At 45.7% G+C, this 14,676-nt stretch carries 17 protein-coding genes and 3 other annotated features; of the genes, 14 read left to right on the top strand and 3 right to left on the bottom strand.

The window, feature by feature from the left end; translation table 11 throughout:
• Positions 1–45 precede the first annotated feature (45 nt).
• The 9 genes from speD to rplT all read left to right on the top strand — a co-directional run bounded on the left by speD (position 46) and on the right by rplT (position 8,115).
• Positions 46–429 carry an adenosylmethionine decarboxylase gene (speD, locus tag BpJC4_RS07465; protein WP_151680310.1) on the top strand — a complete coding sequence of 128 codons (384 nt, stop codon included), beginning with the start codon at positions 46–48 and terminating at the stop codon, positions 427–429.
• Between the two features lie 107 nt (positions 430–536).
• The gene (gene nrdR / locus BpJC4_RS07470) at positions 537–995 is read left to right on the top strand and encodes a transcriptional regulator NrdR (protein ID WP_151680309.1); all 459 of its coding nucleotides are present in this window, start codon (positions 537–539) and stop codon (positions 993–995) included.
• Between the two features lie 14 nt (positions 996–1,009).
• Positions 1,010–2,407 (top strand): replication initiation and membrane attachment family protein, encoded by a 1,398-nt coding sequence (locus BpJC4_RS07475; protein ID WP_151697727.1) that lies wholly within the window; start codon positions 1,010–1,012, stop codon positions 2,405–2,407.
• A gap of 5 nt (positions 2,408–2,412) precedes the next feature.
• The gene (gene dnaI, locus BpJC4_RS07480) at positions 2,413–3,348 is read left to right on the top strand and encodes a primosomal protein DnaI (RefSeq protein WP_503827295.1); all 936 of its coding nucleotides are present in this window, start codon (positions 2,413–2,415) and stop codon (positions 3,346–3,348) included.
• 137 nt (positions 3,349–3,485) lie between these two features.
• Positions 3,486–4,322, top strand: coding sequence for a putative sporulation protein YtxC (locus BpJC4_RS07485; protein WP_151697729.1), 837 nt, complete (start codon positions 3,486–3,488; stop codon positions 4,320–4,322).
• Between the two features lie 72 nt (positions 4,323–4,394).
• Positions 4,395–4,614: a binding site (T-box leader), on the top strand.
• Between the two features lie 39 nt (positions 4,615–4,653).
• Entirely contained in the window at positions 4,654–6,579 is a 1,926-nt protein-coding gene (gene thrS / locus BpJC4_RS07490) for a threonine--tRNA ligase (RefSeq protein WP_151680305.1), read from the top strand.
• A gap of 185 nt (positions 6,580–6,764) precedes the next feature.
• Positions 6,765–6,893, top strand: a sequence feature (ribosomal protein L20 leader region).
• A gap of 88 nt (positions 6,894–6,981) precedes the next feature.
• Positions 6,982–7,503, top strand: coding sequence for a translation initiation factor IF-3 (gene infC, locus BpJC4_RS07495; protein WP_172967491.1), 522 nt, complete (start codon positions 6,982–6,984; stop codon positions 7,501–7,503).
• Positions 7,504–7,531: 28 nt separating this feature from the next.
• Positions 7,532–7,729, top strand: a complete 198-nt coding sequence (rpmI, locus tag BpJC4_RS07500; protein ID WP_151680303.1) for a 50S ribosomal protein L35 — start codon at positions 7,532–7,534, stop codon at positions 7,727–7,729.
• A 32-nt stretch (positions 7,730–7,761) separates the two neighbouring features.
• On the top strand, positions 7,762–8,115 hold the full coding sequence (gene rplT / locus BpJC4_RS07505; protein ID WP_151680302.1) for a 50S ribosomal protein L20: 354 nt from the start codon (positions 7,762–7,764) through the stop codon (positions 8,113–8,115).
• A 245-nt stretch (positions 8,116–8,360) separates the two neighbouring features.
• Here rplT and BpJC4_RS16115 read toward each other — a convergent pair whose 3' ends face one another.
• Positions 8,361–8,534, bottom strand: coding sequence for a hypothetical protein (locus BpJC4_RS16115; RefSeq protein WP_172967489.1), 174 nt, complete (start codon positions 8,532–8,534; stop codon positions 8,361–8,363).
• A gap of 144 nt (positions 8,535–8,678) precedes the next feature.
• On the opposite strand from BpJC4_RS16115, the gene dut reads away from it, so the two are divergent.
• Positions 8,679–9,125 (top strand): dUTP diphosphatase, encoded by a 447-nt coding sequence (gene dut / locus BpJC4_RS07510; RefSeq protein WP_151680301.1) that lies wholly within the window; start codon positions 8,679–8,681, stop codon positions 9,123–9,125.
• A 131-nt stretch (positions 9,126–9,256) separates the two neighbouring features.
• Here dut and BpJC4_RS16545 read toward each other — a convergent pair whose 3' ends face one another.
• Positions 9,257–9,403 (bottom strand): hypothetical protein, encoded by a 147-nt coding sequence (locus BpJC4_RS16545; protein ID WP_253693575.1) that lies wholly within the window; start codon positions 9,401–9,403, stop codon positions 9,257–9,259.
• Between the two features lie 52 nt (positions 9,404–9,455).
• Between BpJC4_RS16545 and BpJC4_RS07515 the strand changes: the two genes are divergently transcribed.
• The 3 genes from BpJC4_RS07515 (at position 9,456) to BpJC4_RS07525 (ending at position 12,952) form a co-directional block, all read left to right on the top strand.
• Positions 9,456–10,454 (top strand): O-antigen ligase family protein, encoded by a 999-nt coding sequence (locus tag BpJC4_RS07515; RefSeq protein WP_253724303.1) that lies wholly within the window; start codon positions 9,456–9,458, stop codon positions 10,452–10,454.
• A 95-nt stretch (positions 10,455–10,549) separates the two neighbouring features.
• A complete protein-coding gene (locus BpJC4_RS07520; protein ID WP_151680300.1) occupies positions 10,550–11,650 on the top strand; it encodes a M42 family metallopeptidase in 1,101 nt (366 codons plus the stop codon).
• A gap of 264 nt (positions 11,651–11,914) precedes the next feature.
• On the top strand, positions 11,915–12,952 hold the full coding sequence (locus BpJC4_RS07525; RefSeq protein WP_151680299.1) for an oxidoreductase: 1,038 nt from the start codon (positions 11,915–11,917) through the stop codon (positions 12,950–12,952).
• Between the two features lie 304 nt (positions 12,953–13,256).
• Here BpJC4_RS07525 and sspI read toward each other — a convergent pair whose 3' ends face one another.
• Positions 13,257–13,469 carry a small acid-soluble spore protein SspI gene (gene sspI / locus BpJC4_RS07530; RefSeq protein WP_151680298.1) on the bottom strand — a complete coding sequence of 71 codons (213 nt, stop codon included), beginning with the start codon at positions 13,467–13,469 and terminating at the stop codon, positions 13,257–13,259.
• 104 nt (positions 13,470–13,573) lie between these two features.
• Here sspI and BpJC4_RS07535 point away from each other — a divergent pair, with 104 nt between their 5' ends.
• The gene (locus BpJC4_RS07535) at positions 13,574–14,329 is read left to right on the top strand and encodes a TrmH family RNA methyltransferase (RefSeq protein WP_151697730.1); all 756 of its coding nucleotides are present in this window, start codon (positions 13,574–13,576) and stop codon (positions 14,327–14,329) included.
• Positions 14,330–14,392: 63 nt separating this feature from the next.
• Positions 14,393–14,628: a binding site (T-box leader), on the top strand.
• Positions 14,629–14,676: the final 48 nt, after the last annotated feature.

The following is a 14,676-nucleotide window of genomic DNA, read 5'->3' on the forward strand; positions in this document are numbered from 1 at the left end:
CTTGAGTATTTTAGGTCGCTAAATTCATGTAAAGGGGGAACGATCATGGAAACCATGGGTCGTCATGTTATTGAAGAATTGTGGGGCTGCGATGCAGACAAGCTGAATGATATGGATTATATTGAGCAATTGTTTGTCGACGCAGCATTGAAATCGGGCGCTGAAATCCGCGAGGTCGCATTCCACAAATTTGCGCCCCAGGGCGTAAGCGGGGTCGTCATTATTTCCGAATCGCATTTAACGATCCACAGCTTCCCGGAACACGGTTATGCAAGTATTGACGTCTATACTTGCGGCCATTTGGATCCAAAAGTGGCAGCCAATTATATTGCGGAAAAATTGGGGGCAACTTCGAGGGAAACAATCGAGCTTCCGCGCGGTATGGGTCCAGTGAAAATGGACGTTGCAAGCAAAGCCAATAAAGGATGATGTTCGACGGGGTGATTTTTCATCCCGTTTTTTAATGGCAATAAGTTGTCTATTCGGCTTCTTTTATATATGATGGAGGTAAGAATGTATAGGAACGGAGTGTTAATATGAAATGTCCGTCTTGCCATAGCAACAATACGCGTGTCATTGATTCCAGGCCAGTGGACGAAGGGCGTTCGATCAGGAGAAGGCGCGAATGCGAAGACTGTTCTTACCGTTTTACCACTTTTGAAAAAGTGGAAGAAACCCCGCTGATCGTCGTGAAAAAGGACGGCAACCGGGAAGAATTTAACCGCGAGAAAATTTTGCGCGGGTTGATCAAGGCGTGCGAAAAGCGTCCGGTATCCCTGGAACAGCTGGAGAAAATGTCAATGGACATTGAAAAAGAAATCCGCAGGCAAGGCTACACGGAAGTCAAATCAAGCCTGATCGGGGAAATGGTCATGGACAGACTGGCAGAAGTCGATGAAGTGGCTTATGTCCGCTTTGCGTCCGTTTACCGTCAATTTAAAGATTTAAACGTCTTTTTGGATGAACTGAAAGAACTGCTGAACAAGAATGCTTAAACGGAGTGCCCTTTATGAAACAGATTTGGAACGAAATTCAGCCGGCAGACCGTTACCAGGTAGCGTTAAACGGTCTGCTGCAGGACTATGATCAAAAGGTCATTTCGCTTTTATACCAGCCTTTGATCGGGCCGCAATGCTACAGTCTGTATATGACATTGTGGAATGAAGTGGAAATCAACCGTTTATGGTCCGAAGACTGGAACCATTACCATCTCATGAATTTTTTATCAATGAATCTGTCCGACATTTATGAAGCCCGGCTGAAGCTGGAGGGCATCGGGCTGTTGAAGACGTTTATCAAAACTAGCGGCGATATCCGCACGTTTATTTATGAACTACAGCCGCCCCTGTCGCCGGAACAGTTTTTCAACGACGGGCTGTTGAACGTCTTTTTGTACCGGCAATTGGGCAGGACGCATTTTCTGCGGCTGAAAAACTTTTTCTCAGACCGTGCCGTCGAACCTGGCGAATATCGGGAAATCACTCGCTCCTTCCAGGATGTGTATGCCGCAAAAATCGGCCCCGAAGTGCTGAATGACACCGAAGCGCAGGAACTGAGCCGGCTCGAAGAAAACCGCCGGTATATCGGGAAAAACTCTGCTTCAGCCATCAAAATCGAAAACACCCATTTCAATTTCGATATTTTGTATGCGGGTCTGCGCGATGCGGTCATCCCGCTGCGCGCCATTACGCCCGAAGTAAAAGAAGCGATTGTAAAGCTGTCGTTTTTATATGATATTAATGAATTGGAAATGAAACAAATATTATTGAGCGCTCTAACGCCTGAGCAGGAAATTCGGGTTGACGAGCTGCGGAAAACCGCGCGCGACTGGTACCAGATCGAGCACTCTGAAGAATTGCCGCGCCTCATTGACCGCCTGCAGCCGGAAATCTACAAGTCGGATGCCCGGGATGAAGGAAAGACGCAGGAAGAAAAATTAATCCATTACCTGGAGAATACGTCCCCGCGCCAGATGCTGATAGATTTTTCAGGCGGCAGCGAACCGTCAAAGGCGGACCTTACCGCCATTGAAGATGTTATGTTTGCCCAGCAGCTTCCACCGGGCGTCATGAATGTGCTCATCCAATATGTTTTATTCAAAACCGATATGAAACTGTCCAAGAGTTATTTGGAAAAAGTCGCATCCCACTGGGCCCGCAAAAAACTGAAGACAGTTAAGGAAGCGATGGAGCTGGCCATTAAAGAAGACCGCCAGTACAAGCAGTGGATGAACGACAAAGAAAACAGGGCCACAACACGAAGGAAGCCGATCCGAACAGAAAAATTGCCGGATTGGTTTGAACAGGAAACCATAAATAAAACCGCAGCGGTTGCGGAAGACGGGGAAACGCTGGAGGAAAAGAGAAAAAGGCTTGAAAAAATACGCGAACAATACAAGAAAGGGTGAAGGCTGTGGAAAACATTAATGAGACGTTAAAAAGGCTTTCATCCAATCCAGGTTTTCGGCAGCGGTATGAAGAAATGAAGCGGGAAATTATCTCCCACCCCGAAATCCGCACATTTTTGGACGAACACCGCGGCGAAGTCACCAGGTCGATGATTGAAAAAAGCTGGATGAAACTGTATGAATATATTTCGCAGGAAAAAAACTGCAGCCGCTGCAAAAGCCTTGACCAGTGCATAAATTTGATGGAAGGTTACGTTCCGGAGCTCGTTGTGCACAATGGCAATATTGAAATCCGCTATAAAAGATGTCAAAAGAAAATTTTGGAAGATGAACGAAATAAAACGCGCAAGCTGATCCAAAGCATGCATATGCCGAAAAGCATCCTTGAGGCGTCATTCGGCGATTTTTCGCTGGACCATCCTGGCCGCCTCGTTGCATATGATTTGGCCGTACGCTTTGTCCGCGAATACGAGCCTGGCAAAAAAATGAAAGGATTGTATTTATACGGCAAATTCGGCGTCGGGAAATCGTATTTGCTCGGGGCGATTGCAAACCAGCTGGCCGATATGAAGCAGGTTTCGTCTTTAATTGTGTATGTGCCGGAATTTTTCCGTGAAATGAAGGAATCGCTCGGTGACCATTCCACAGGGGAGAAACTCGAGATGGTCAAATCGGTGCCGGTATTGATGCTTGATGATATCGGGGCGGAAACAAACTCGAGTTGGACACGGGATGAGGTGCTCGGGCCGATTCTCCAATACAGGATGCAGGAAGATCTTCCGACATTTTTTACATCGAATTTTAACTATGAAGAGCTAATGTATCACCTGACTTACACACAGCGCGGGGAAGAGGAAAAATTAAAAGCGGCGCGCGTATTGGAACGTATCAAATACCTCGCCGTCCCTGTTAAAATGGAAGGGTTGAACCAAAGGGCATAACCCCTGTAAGAAAGAGCGGGGCCGGGCCCTTTCTTTTTTCCCTGCCTGCGTGCACAGCCTCTTCTATTTGTCCAATCCCTTTCATATACATAAGGTAAAACAGTGGAGAACGTTTTACCTTATGAGGGGGGCTTGGATTGGAATTCCTATTCAAAGACAAGGAAGATGCGCTGTGGGTAAAGGAATATTTTACAAGACGATGCGGCGGGGACGTGCAGATCCGGGAAGTGGCGCTGCCGGGGGAAAAAAACTACTCCCTTAAGGTTTCCGGCAGTGAACAGGAACTCAAACGGGCTGTCGTCGATTTTATTATACAGAAAAAGAGAAATGGGTGGATCCGCGGGCAATTAAAACATTTTTATTTTTTTCAGGCGGAAGAAGAACAAAACCGCATTCTCGAAATTGTTGTCGGCATGTTAAAAGGGGAGCGGCCGGAATTAACGGTTCTGGCAGGGGAAATTGATGAATGCCGGGAAATCGGGAAAGCAGTCGGGCCGCTGCTTGGCGGAGAAGGCACGCTGCCAATTGATTCTTTGCTGACATTCCGATTAAAGGCTTATTTCGATGCACTTGACAATTATGTCGGGATTGCCATCGATGAATATAAAATGGAACAGGAATACCAGATTTTTATTCAAAGCCTCCGGGATTATTTGAAACAAAAAGAGCCGAAAAAAGAAACGGTAAAGCTTTGCCTCGGAGAGCAGGCAAAATTTTACAATGAACAATTTCGGGAAATTACTAGGGAAGAGCTGGATGAAATGATTGACCGCAGGCTGCTTACCAACCATCCCGTTTATATTGATTCCGCCACGATTGCGCCGCTTTTGTCGATTTCGCCCGCAAAGATTGAAATCTACACGGATAACCCGGACCATGCGCTGATCCGGACGATTTGCAATATATTTGAAGAACGCGTGAACGTAAAAAGCCGGGCCCATTTCCTGCATGAACAGCATGCCGCCAACGAATAATTGTTTTCCATCCCTTGATTTTTTCGCCGCAAACTTCTATAATATCTTACATATTTGAAATGGAATGAAAAAGTCAATGTGATGATGGGGACAACAGTATTCTGTTACGGCCTTTCAGAGAGGAAAGCCTTTGGCTGCAAGCTTTCCGGCACGATTGAATGCTTACCGCCTCTGAACTTCAGCCGTGAACCAAACAGTAGCGGTTGGCGGAAATTTCCGTTATCAAAATGAAGCCGCGCTTTTTTAGCGTGGAAATGAGGGTGGAACCGCGTGTAACAAACTCGTCCCTTGATGAGGGGCGGGTTTTTATTTTTGTAAAGGAGTGGTACATATGGCAGATGTATTGAAAATGGCATTTCCTGACGGCGCAGTCAAGGAATTTCCAAATGGAACAACAACGGAAGATATTGCCGCTTCGATCAGCCCGGGGCTCAAGAAAAAGGCGCTTGCCGGAAAATTGAACGGAAAACTGATCGATTTGCGCACACCGATTAAAGAAGATGGTGCAATTGAAATCGTGACCCCGGAGCACGAGGATGCGCTTGAAATTCTCCGCCATAGTACGGCGCACTTAATGGCGCAGGCAGTACGACGTCTGTTCGGCAATGTGAAGCTCGGCGTCGGTCCGGTGATCGAAAACGGCTTTTTCTATGACATGGATTTGGATGTTTCGATCACGCCGGAAGACCTTCCAAAGATCGAAAAAGAAATGAAGAAAATTGTCGGGGAAAATCTCGAAGTTGTCCGCAAAGTTGTAACCCGGGAAGAAGCGAAAAAGCTTTTTGCAGACGATGAATATAAGCTTGAATTGATTGATGCGATTCCGGAAGATGAAACGGTCACGATTTACGAGCAAGGCGAATTTTTTGACCTGTGCCGCGGCGTCCATGTGCCGTCGACCGGAAAAATCAAGGAATTCAAACTGTTGAGCATTGCCGGCGCATACTGGCGCGGCGACAGCAACAACAAAATGATGCAACGCATATACGGCACGGCCTTCTTCAAGAAGGAAGACTTGGAAGCCCATTTGAAATTCCTGGAGGAAGCAAAAGAACGCGACCACAGGAAAATCGGGAAAGAGCTGGAACTTTTTACGACTTCACAAAAAGTCGGCCAAGGTTTGCCGCTCTGGCTGCCTAAAGGTGCAACGATCCGCCGCACGATTGAAAGGTATATTGTTGATAAAGAAGTAAAGCTGGGCTATGACCATGTATACACCCCGGTGCTCGGCAGCGTGGACCTGTATAAAACGAGCGGCCACTGGGACCACTACCAGGATGATATGTTCCCGGTCATGAAAATGGACAATGAAGAACTGGTGCTGCGCCCGATGAACTGCCCGCACCATATGATGGTGTATAAAAATACGATCCACAGCTACCGTGAACTACCGATCCGGATAGCGGAGCTTGGGCTGATGCACCGTTATGAAATGTCAGGTGCGCTCTCCGGCCTGCAACGCGTACGCGGCATGACGTTGAATGACGCCCATATTTTCGTGCGCCCGGACCAAATTAAAGAAGAATTCAAACGCGTCGTTGAGCTGATCCTTGCCGTTTATAAAGATTTCAACATTACCGATTATTCATTCCGCCTTTCGTACCGCGATCCGGAAAACACAGACAAGTACTATGACGATGATGAAATGTGGAATAAAGCCCAGTCAATGCTAAAAGAAACAATGGACGAATTCGGCTTTGACTACTATGAAGCGGAAGGCGAAGCCGCTTTCTACGGTCCGAAACTCGACGTACAGGTCCGTACCGCGCTCGGAAAAGACGAAACGCTGTCGACCGTGCAGCTCGACTTCCTGCTGCCGGAACGCTTCGATTTGACTTATGTCGGGGAAGACGGCAAACCGCACCGCCCGGTTGTTATCCACCGCGGCGTCGTGTCGACAATGGAACGTTTTGTCGCTTACCTGATCGAAGAGTACAAAGGCGCATTCCCGACATGGCTTGCGCCGGTGCAGATCCAGGTCATCCCGGTATCGCCGGACGCCCATTATGATTACGCGCGCAAAATTGCAGATGCGCTCAAAGCGGAAGGGATCCGCGTGGAACTCGATGCGCGTGATGAGAAATTGGGCTACCGGATCCGTGAAGCCCAGGTGCAAAAAATCCCGTATGCGCTCGTTGTCGGCGACCAGGAAGTAAACGAAAATGCCGTCAACGTCCGCAAGTATGGTGAGAAAAAATCGGAAACCGTTCCGTTTGAAAGCTTCCTTGCCAAAATCAAAGAAGAAGTAAAACGGTGATAACCAAAAAAATCAGGCCCGGAGACGGTCTGATTTTTTTGGTGTTTTGAAAAAAACTGTTGCAATCGCCGTGCAATTTTGATACGATATTTTCCGTTGAGCTAAGCCGCATCCAAGGCTGTCTGTACCATTTGACAGTACATGCATAACATGATATAGTATTGTGGTGGAATTGAATATAAGTTTGTGGAAAGAAGGAGCAGCCCGCTTCTCACCTGTTGACGCATTTTGTGCAGTTGCCAGGTTTGGATCAAGACGTTTATGGCTATGAATATGCTAAGCGCGGGTGCCTTTTCCTGCGCTTTTTTCGTATGCAGTGCGTTAAAGGGTATTTTCGCAAGCGATATATTCAATCGCGCTCGATCCGGAGCATGGGATTGGAAATAAACTTGGAGGTGGCTCATTATTAGCAAAGACATGATGGTTAACGAAGGCATTCGTGCCCGCGAAGTCCGTTTAATCGGCCAAAACGGAGAACAAATGGGGGTTAAATCCCGGAACGAAGCATTGGATATTGCTGCTCGCGCCAATCTAGACCTCGTGCTTGTTGCACCGAACGCAAAACCGCCTGTCGCCCGCATCATGGATTACGGCAAATACCGTTTTGAAATGCAGAAAAAAGACAGGGAAGCACGCAAAAAACAAAAAATCATCAACGTGAAAGAAGTTCGTTTGAGTCCGACCATCGAAGAACATGACTTTAATACGAAACTTCGCAATGCCATTAAGTTTTTAGAAAAAGGTGATAAGGTAAAAGCATCGATCCGTTTCAAAGGCCGCGCCATTACCCATAAAGAAATTGGTCAGCGCGTGTTGGACCGGTTTGCCGAGGCATGTGCGGAAGTAGGCACAATCGAGTCCAAACCGAAAATGGACGGACGCAGCATGTTCTTAGTACTTGCACCAAAAAACGAGAAGAAGTAATTGTTTGATATTTGAGGAGGACGACCAAATGCCAAAAATGAAAACTCACCGCGGCTCTGCAAAGCGTTTTAAGAAAACCGGCTCAGGCAGCCTGAAACGTTCCCACGCTTACAGAAGCCATTTGTTCGCAAATAAATTGACTAAACAAAAACGCCAGCTGCGTAAAGCGACGCTTGTATCCGCCAGCGACATGAAACGGATCCGCCAAATGCTGGACAATCAATAAGAAAACGAAGATTTAAATAGGAGGAAAATAATATGCCACGTGTAAAAGGCGGTACAGTAACCCGCAGACGACGCAAAAAAATCATTAAATTAGCAAAAGGTTATTATGGTTCGAAACACACTTTATATAAAGTTGCCAACCAGCAAGTGATGAAATCCTATATGTATGCGTATCGCGACCGTCGCCAGAAAAAACGCGATTTCCGCAAACTTTGGATTACACGTATCAATGCTGCTGCAAGAATCAACGGCCTTTCCTACAGCCGTTTAATGCACGGCTTGAAACTGGCCGGTATCGAAGTCAACCGCAAAATGCTTGCCGACCTTGCTGTTACCGACGAAAAAGCATTTGCTGAACTGGCAAACAAAGCAAAAGCAGCGTTGTAATGAAAAATGGGGCCTCCAATCCGGGTTGGGGGCTCTATTTTTTAAAATCAAAGATACCCTTATGCGTATTTAGGTACCAATCCATTGATATTTTGGGAAATTTCGTGGATATATTTAAAAATCCACGGATAAAACAGAAGCCGAAGTCGGGTTATTTGTTCTTCGTTGATCATTTTTAAGGGGAATACTTCGGTTTTTCCACAAAAAGGGGCAGGCGCCCCCAAAGTTGCCGCCTGCCATCTAAATTATAAATTTTCCGTCTGTTGTTTAATTTCTTCTTCGTTTAAAATGGCGTTTACCGCCTCCAAGTTGGCATGCTCATCAACGGATTCACCCGGCGGATATTCATTCAAGTCGGTTGCAATTGAAACTTCTGGGGTTGCCGGGATTTCCGGATGTTTTTTGCGAAATTTTTTCATGAAACCCCCCCTTTACGTTTAATGTGAGAAAAATTTTTCTTTTGTACATTTATAAACAGTAAAAGCTGGTCTTATTTTGTTATAATCATCATGGAGATATGCCTCCGCGTAATAAACAAAGCTTAAAAAGGAGCAGTGTCGGCATTGGACTATCATTTAAAAGTAAAATTATTGCATCAAGACGCGCAGTTGCCGCAAAGGGCCAATCTAGGCGATGCGGGGCTGGATTTGTTTTCCATTGAAGAAAAAGTCATTGCACCGGGAGAGGCGGAGCTGATCCGCACCGGCATCAGTATTGAACTTCCCCACGGAACAGAGGCCCAGGTCAGGCCTAGAAGCGGGTTGGCCTTAAAACATGCCGTCACGGTTTTAAACAGCCCGGGTACAATCGATGAAGGTTACAGAGGAGAAATTAAAGTGATTTTGATCAATCATGGAAAAAAGGCATTCAAAGTCGAAAAAAATATGAGGATTGCCCAGATGGTTATCGCACCGGTTGCTTCTGTGGTTGTCAGCCGGGTTGAAGCATTGACAGATTCGGAAAGGGGAGAAGGGGGATTTGGATCCTCGGGCCTTACCCGTTTCAATTAACAAAATTCATATCTTTCTAATTTAAAGCGCCGGCGGAGTATTTTAACGAAATTTTAATCTGGATAGGTTATAATGATGCCCTATTATAAAAATTAATTGTAGTTAATGGGGCATAATATGCAAGTGACTATTCATTTTATTAAAAATAAGATATTTGAGCTAAGTACAATCTTATGTTTTGTTTTGCCGCCGGCAGGCATATTTTTTATGCTGGTTTTAAGCTTGGCAGCACTGTACAGCCATATAAAAAATAAACGGCTGTTTCCTTTTTCTTTCATATCCTTATTCTTCCTCTGCCTTTTGGTTTCAACCGTCGGGGCAGCATTACAAATGGCAAAGCCGTTTCTTTTCATTGAAAGCTTGAGGGTTCTTTTATACTGGGGAATTTATCTTAAAGTTATGGACACCGGCACAAGTGATAAGTTCAGGTTTTTCCGGTGGATCGTCATTGGCTGCGGCATATATGACATTTTAATTGGGTGGGTTCCCAAGCTGTTATCCGGGGAACCGGTACTCGCATTTCTAACCGGGACAGAATTGTTAGGTTACAAAAACTACAACAGACTGATCGGCAGTACCTACAATCCGAATTTTACGATGTTTCTGCTGCTGTTGGGGATCGCTTTTCTTTTTGCCGAAATGCTTGAGAATGCGGGCAAGAAACGTTGGAAAAGTTTCATTTGGAAAGTATTGCCGCTTTTCATTTTAAGCAAAGGGGTATTTGACACTGGATCGAGGGCCGGCGTTGTGGCAATGATTTGCATATATCTCATCTTCTTTTTCAGGCTGAATAGAGGCGTTTTTATTGCTGGCCTTATTTTCATTACGGCAGGAGCAAGAAAACTCACAACATTTATTCCGAGAAATCAATCAATTGCCGGTTCATTTTGGGACAGGGAAAAAATTTGGCTCCATTCCTTTGAACTTTGGGAAAACCATTTTCTATTTGGAACAACGCCAATTGGTTTTGAGCAGGTGTATGCCAGCCTGTTCCATAAAGATATTTTTCATGCTCATGATATTTTCATCGGATTATTTGTAGAATACGGGGTGATTGGCGGGATTGCTTTTTTGGCCGTATTCTTGATGGCGGCCTGCAAATTAAGTATGTTATTTTTTGTTAAAAAAAATTATAGATATTTAAATATCTTTCTTCTCAGCCTGCCGATCATTGTCTTGACCGGGTTTTTGGACGAACCGGTTTTTTCTCCCCAAATCGGCCTGCTGGCAGTTGTGCTTTTGTCGTATTGGGAGTGGTATACAAAATCGATGCATGTCCCGTTGAACATAAATTTAATAAAAAAAATTACTGTCCAATCCAAGAATTAATCTGGACATTCATGAAACATCAGCTGCTTAAGAAAGCTGATGTTTTTTACACTTTCATCGATTTCCATTATAATGGACATTGAATATAAATGAACATGGGGGGATACCGATTAGCACAATTAGATGAGACGCTGTCCATGCTGAAAGAGTTGACCGATGCAAAGGGAATTGCCGGCAATGAAAGAGAAGTGCGCGCCGTTATCAAAAAATATATAGAGCCGTATTCCGATGAACTGGACACCGACGGGCTCGGGAGCCTGATTGCGAAAAAAACGGGCCGGGTGGATGGGCCGAAAATCATGATCGCCGGCCATATGGATGAAGTCGGCTTCATGGTTACAAAAATTGACGAGAAAGGGTTCCTCCGTTTCCAAACGGTCGGCGGCTGGTGGTCGCAGGTCATGCTTGCCCAGCGCGTAACCGTTGTGACGGATAAAGGCGATATTACAGGTGTGATCGGTTCGAAGCCGCCGCATATTTTACCGCCGGAAGCACGGAAAAAACCGTACGAAATCAAAGATATGTTTATTGACATCGGAGCGACAAGCTGCGAAGAAGCACTTGAATGGGGCGTCAAACCGGGCGACATGGTCGTGCCATATTTTGAATTCACCGTTATGAAAAATGAAAAGATGCTGCTCGCCAAGGCTTGGGATAACCGCATTGGATGCGCCGTTGTCATTGACGTGCTGAAAAATCTGCAAAAAGAAAACCATCCGAATGTCGTTTACGGAGTCACAAATGTCCAGGAAGAAGTCGGTCTTCGCGGCGCCAAAACGGCGGCGAACAAAGTCAAACCGGACATCGCCTTTGCACTCGATGTCGGCATTGCAGGCGATACGCCGGGAATCAGCGAAAAAGAAGCGCTCAGCAAAATGGGCAAAGGGCCGCAAATTGTTATTTACGATGCTTCAATGGTGTCCCATAAAGGCTTGCGTGATACCGTTGTGAAAGTTGCCGAAGAGTTAAATATCCCGTACCAATATGAATCAATTCCGGGTGGCGGCACGGATGCCGGTTCCATCCATCTGGTCGGCAGCGGGATTCCGTCCTTGGCCGTGACGATTGCGACGCGCTACATCCATTCGCATGCCGCCATGCTCCACCGGGATGATTACGAAAATACGGTAAAATTGATGACCGAAGTGATTAAACGTCTCGACCGCAAAATAGTAGATCAAATTATTTTTGGATGAAAGTTATAAGTCGGGCACTTTTTCTTGTCCGGTTTTTCTGTATGCGGCGTGGAAACAGGGAATCTCCCAAAAAAGCTTGTTTTTACAAGGTATTCCGCCCTTAAAATAATTTATTGGCGAAAAGCTGCCAAAATATCGGCGGTACAGCAAAAGATAGCGGCAGGGGATATTTGTCCCCCAAGTTTTTAGCTAAAATCATTGGAAGATTCCCTGCAAAAAGATATACAATTTGAGAAAGAGTATACATAAAAAGGGGGACGCGCCATGCCACTTACAATTGCTTACATCGGATTTGGCAAAAGCACAAACCGTTATCATTTGCCTTATGTTTTGATCCGGGACTCCATTCGGGTGAAATCCATTTATAATCGTGAACGGAAACCGGAACTTGAACAACAATACGAAGGAAGAGGAATCTTTTTTACTAACCAAATTGAAGACATACTGAATGACGGGGACATTCAAATGGTGTCCATTTGCACGCCTCCCGATTCCCACTACGAATATGCGAAACTTTGCCTGGAAGCCGGGAAACATATCCTTGTCGAAAAACCTTTTTGCACAACAAAAAAAGAAGCTGAGGAGATCACAGCACTGGCAAAAGAAAAAGGGCTGGTTGCGATGCCCTATCAAAACCGGCGATTTGACGGGGATTTTCTCGCCGTGAAAGAAGTGCTCCAAAGCGGAAAAATCGGCGGACTCGTCGAAATTGAATCGCATTTTGATTATTATAGGCCGGATGCGCCAAGTGCCCCCGGAAAGTATTATGAAGGGGCATTGTACGGCCTCGGTGTCCATACGATTGACCAGATGATTTCGTTGTTCGGGCGCCCGCACCATGCTGCCTATGATATCCGTTCGGTACGGAACACAGAAAATCCGGACGACCTGTATGAAGTCCAGCTTTTCTATGATAATTTTAAAGCTATTGTGAAAACGAGCCACCTTGTGCTCGACCCATATCCGAAATGGATTCTCCACGGCACGAAAGGGAGCTTTATCAAATATGGCATTGACCAGCAGGAAACATGCCTGAAAGCTGGGAAAATGCCGGGCAGCGAAAATTTTGGGGTGGATCCGGAAGAAGCATATGGTAAACTTACTTACATCGATGCGGAAGGAAACATCGTGGAAGAAACAGTGCCGACACCGCAAGGCGATTACGGCCGCATCTATGACCTAATGTATGAGAGTATAATCAACGGTGCCGAAAAACTTGTCCGCGATGAGGAATTACTAGCCAACATGGAAATTTTGGAAAGGGGCTTTGAACAGCCGAGCCCAAGCGTGATTAAATTGTGATATAAAAGGGGCTGTCCAAAAAGCCCCTTTAAGCAGAAATTTTATTTAAATGACCTTTATAAAGCTTCTAAGAACTGTTTCAGGAGTATTATTTTCCTCAAACGGTCGTGAGTAAGCTTCTCAAAACCATTTTATTAGGAAAGTTTTGCTCAAACGGTCGTGAGTAAGCTTCTCAAAACCATTTTATTAGGAAAGTTTTGCTCAAACGGTCTTGAGTAAACTTCCCAGAACCATTTTCACGGGAAAATTTTAGCCCACTAAGTTCAGTTTACCGACTTTTGGGACAGCACCCCGGGCTCCCCGGCTACGCCTGTTTCAGCCCATGCTCGAGCGTTTCCAGCATCATTTTCTTTTCGTTTGCATCCGCATTGTTCCAAATCACTTCAAACAGGACGCCAAGCCCCGGCAGCATTTTTTCTTCACCTCTTTGAATGGCATCCACAATCGTATCTTCCAGCTGTTTCTGTGTGTCCCCGCTTACGTTATGGATGACAGCTTTCCGCAAATCCAAATTCATCACAGGCACTCCTTTCATCCAAATTCAATGGTAGCATTTCACAAGCCCGCTGTTTTTATGTATACTATTTCAAGATATAACTTTGATATGAGGGAGCAGGTACGGTGAAATTCATTCAATCCTTGCAAAACCCGCAAGTGAAACATTGGAAAAAACTCAGCACGAAAAAAGAACGCGGAAAAACGTTTACCTATTTGCTGGAAGGATTCCATCCGGTCGAAGAAGCGCTGAAAGAAAAAGTTGTGCTTGAAATCATACTTGGAGAAGGCGTCACAATGCCGGATTCTTGGGATATCGAAGGGCTGCCCGTTACAACGGTGGCGCATGAAATCAGCAAAGCCCTTGCCAATACGGAAACAAGCCAAGGCATTTTTGCCGTGTGCCGGATGAAGAAACAGCCGTCCAAAATCATCGGCAAACGTTTCCTGCTCATTGATGCCGTCCAGGATCCCGGCAATATCGGCACGATGATCCGTACAGCCGACGCCGCCGGGTTTGATGCCGTAATTTTAGGGAAAGGCTCTGCTGAAGCGTACAGCCCGAAAGTTTTGCGCGCCGCACAAGGGAGCCATCTGCATGTCGACCTGTTAAAGGGCGATTTAAACATGTGGATCGAAAAACTGAAGGAAGCGGACGTTCCGGTTTACGGGACAGCGCTTGATAATGGCGTTTCTTACCGTGAAGTGGATCCTGGGGACTCGTTTGCCATCCTTGTCGGCAATGAAGGAAGTGGTGTAAATCCGGATTTGCTCGCCAAAACCGAACAAAACTTATACATCCCGATTTTCGGCAAAAGCGAATCGCTGAACGTCGCAGTTGCTGCCGGGATTTTGATGTACGATTTTGCAATGCGTGACTAAAATTCTAAAATCCGTTTGAAATCCCGGGCGCATCCCGCTATAATAAAAAATAACTGAAAAATGTCAAAAACAATGACAGGGAAAAGTAGCTTTATGCTCGCCATGCAGGGAAAAAATGCCGCAGACTGGAAGCATTTTTATGGGGAAATAAAGCGAAGTTCACCCCTCGAGTTGCCGCTTGGACCATTGCCTGTGCAATGTAAAGGCGGGACGGTGCAAAGCCGTTATCCCAATGAGTGAACATAATTTTATTATGTTAATTAGGGTGGTACCGCGATACATACAACCTCGTCCCTTTGCTTGGGGCGGGGTTTTTTAACGCCCGAAAACTAAAGGAGGTACAGCAT

It is taken from the genome of Weizmannia acidilactici, assembly GCF_008974185.1.
Taxonomy (GTDB): domain Bacteria; phylum Bacillota; class Bacilli; order Bacillales; family Bacillaceae_C; genus Weizmannia; species Weizmannia acidilactici.

What these genes read in the sequence shown, in the direction of transcription:
- speD (WP_151680310.1), top strand. Translation starts at nt 46, where the DNA reads ATGGAAACCATGGGTCGTCATGTTATTGAAGAATTGTGGGGCTGCGAT.
- nrdR (WP_151680309.1), top strand. Translation starts at nt 537, where the DNA reads ATGAAATGTCCGTCTTGCCATAGCAACAATACGCGTGTCATTGATTCC.
- BpJC4_RS07475 (WP_151697727.1), top strand. Translation starts at nt 1,010, where the DNA reads ATGAAACAGATTTGGAACGAAATTCAGCCGGCAGACCGTTACCAGGTA.
- thrS (WP_151680305.1), top strand. Translation starts at nt 4,654, where the DNA reads ATGGCAGATGTATTGAAAATGGCATTTCCTGACGGCGCAGTCAAGGAA.
- rpmI (WP_151680303.1), top strand. Translation starts at nt 7,532, where the DNA reads ATGCCAAAAATGAAAACTCACCGCGGCTCTGCAAAGCGTTTTAAGAAA.
- rplT (WP_151680302.1), top strand. Translation starts at nt 7,762, where the DNA reads ATGCCACGTGTAAAAGGCGGTACAGTAACCCGCAGACGACGCAAAAAA.
- BpJC4_RS16115 (WP_172967489.1), bottom strand. Translation starts at nt 8,534, where the DNA reads ATGAAAAAATTTCGCAAAAAACATCCGGAAATCCCGGCAACCCCAGAA.
- BpJC4_RS16545 (WP_253693575.1), bottom strand. Translation starts at nt 9,403, where the DNA reads ATGAAAGAAAAAGGAAACAGCCGTTTATTTTTTATATGGCTGTACAGT.
- BpJC4_RS07515 (WP_253724303.1), top strand. Translation starts at nt 9,456, where the DNA reads ATGGCAAAGCCGTTTCTTTTCATTGAAAGCTTGAGGGTTCTTTTATAC.
- BpJC4_RS07520 (WP_151680300.1), top strand. Translation starts at nt 10,550, where the DNA reads ATGGGGGGATACCGATTAGCACAATTAGATGAGACGCTGTCCATGCTG.
- BpJC4_RS07525 (WP_151680299.1), top strand. Translation starts at nt 11,915, where the DNA reads ATGCCACTTACAATTGCTTACATCGGATTTGGCAAAAGCACAAACCGT.
- sspI (WP_151680298.1), bottom strand. Translation starts at nt 13,469, where the DNA reads ATGAATTTGGATTTGCGGAAAGCTGTCATCCATAACGTAAGCGGGGAC.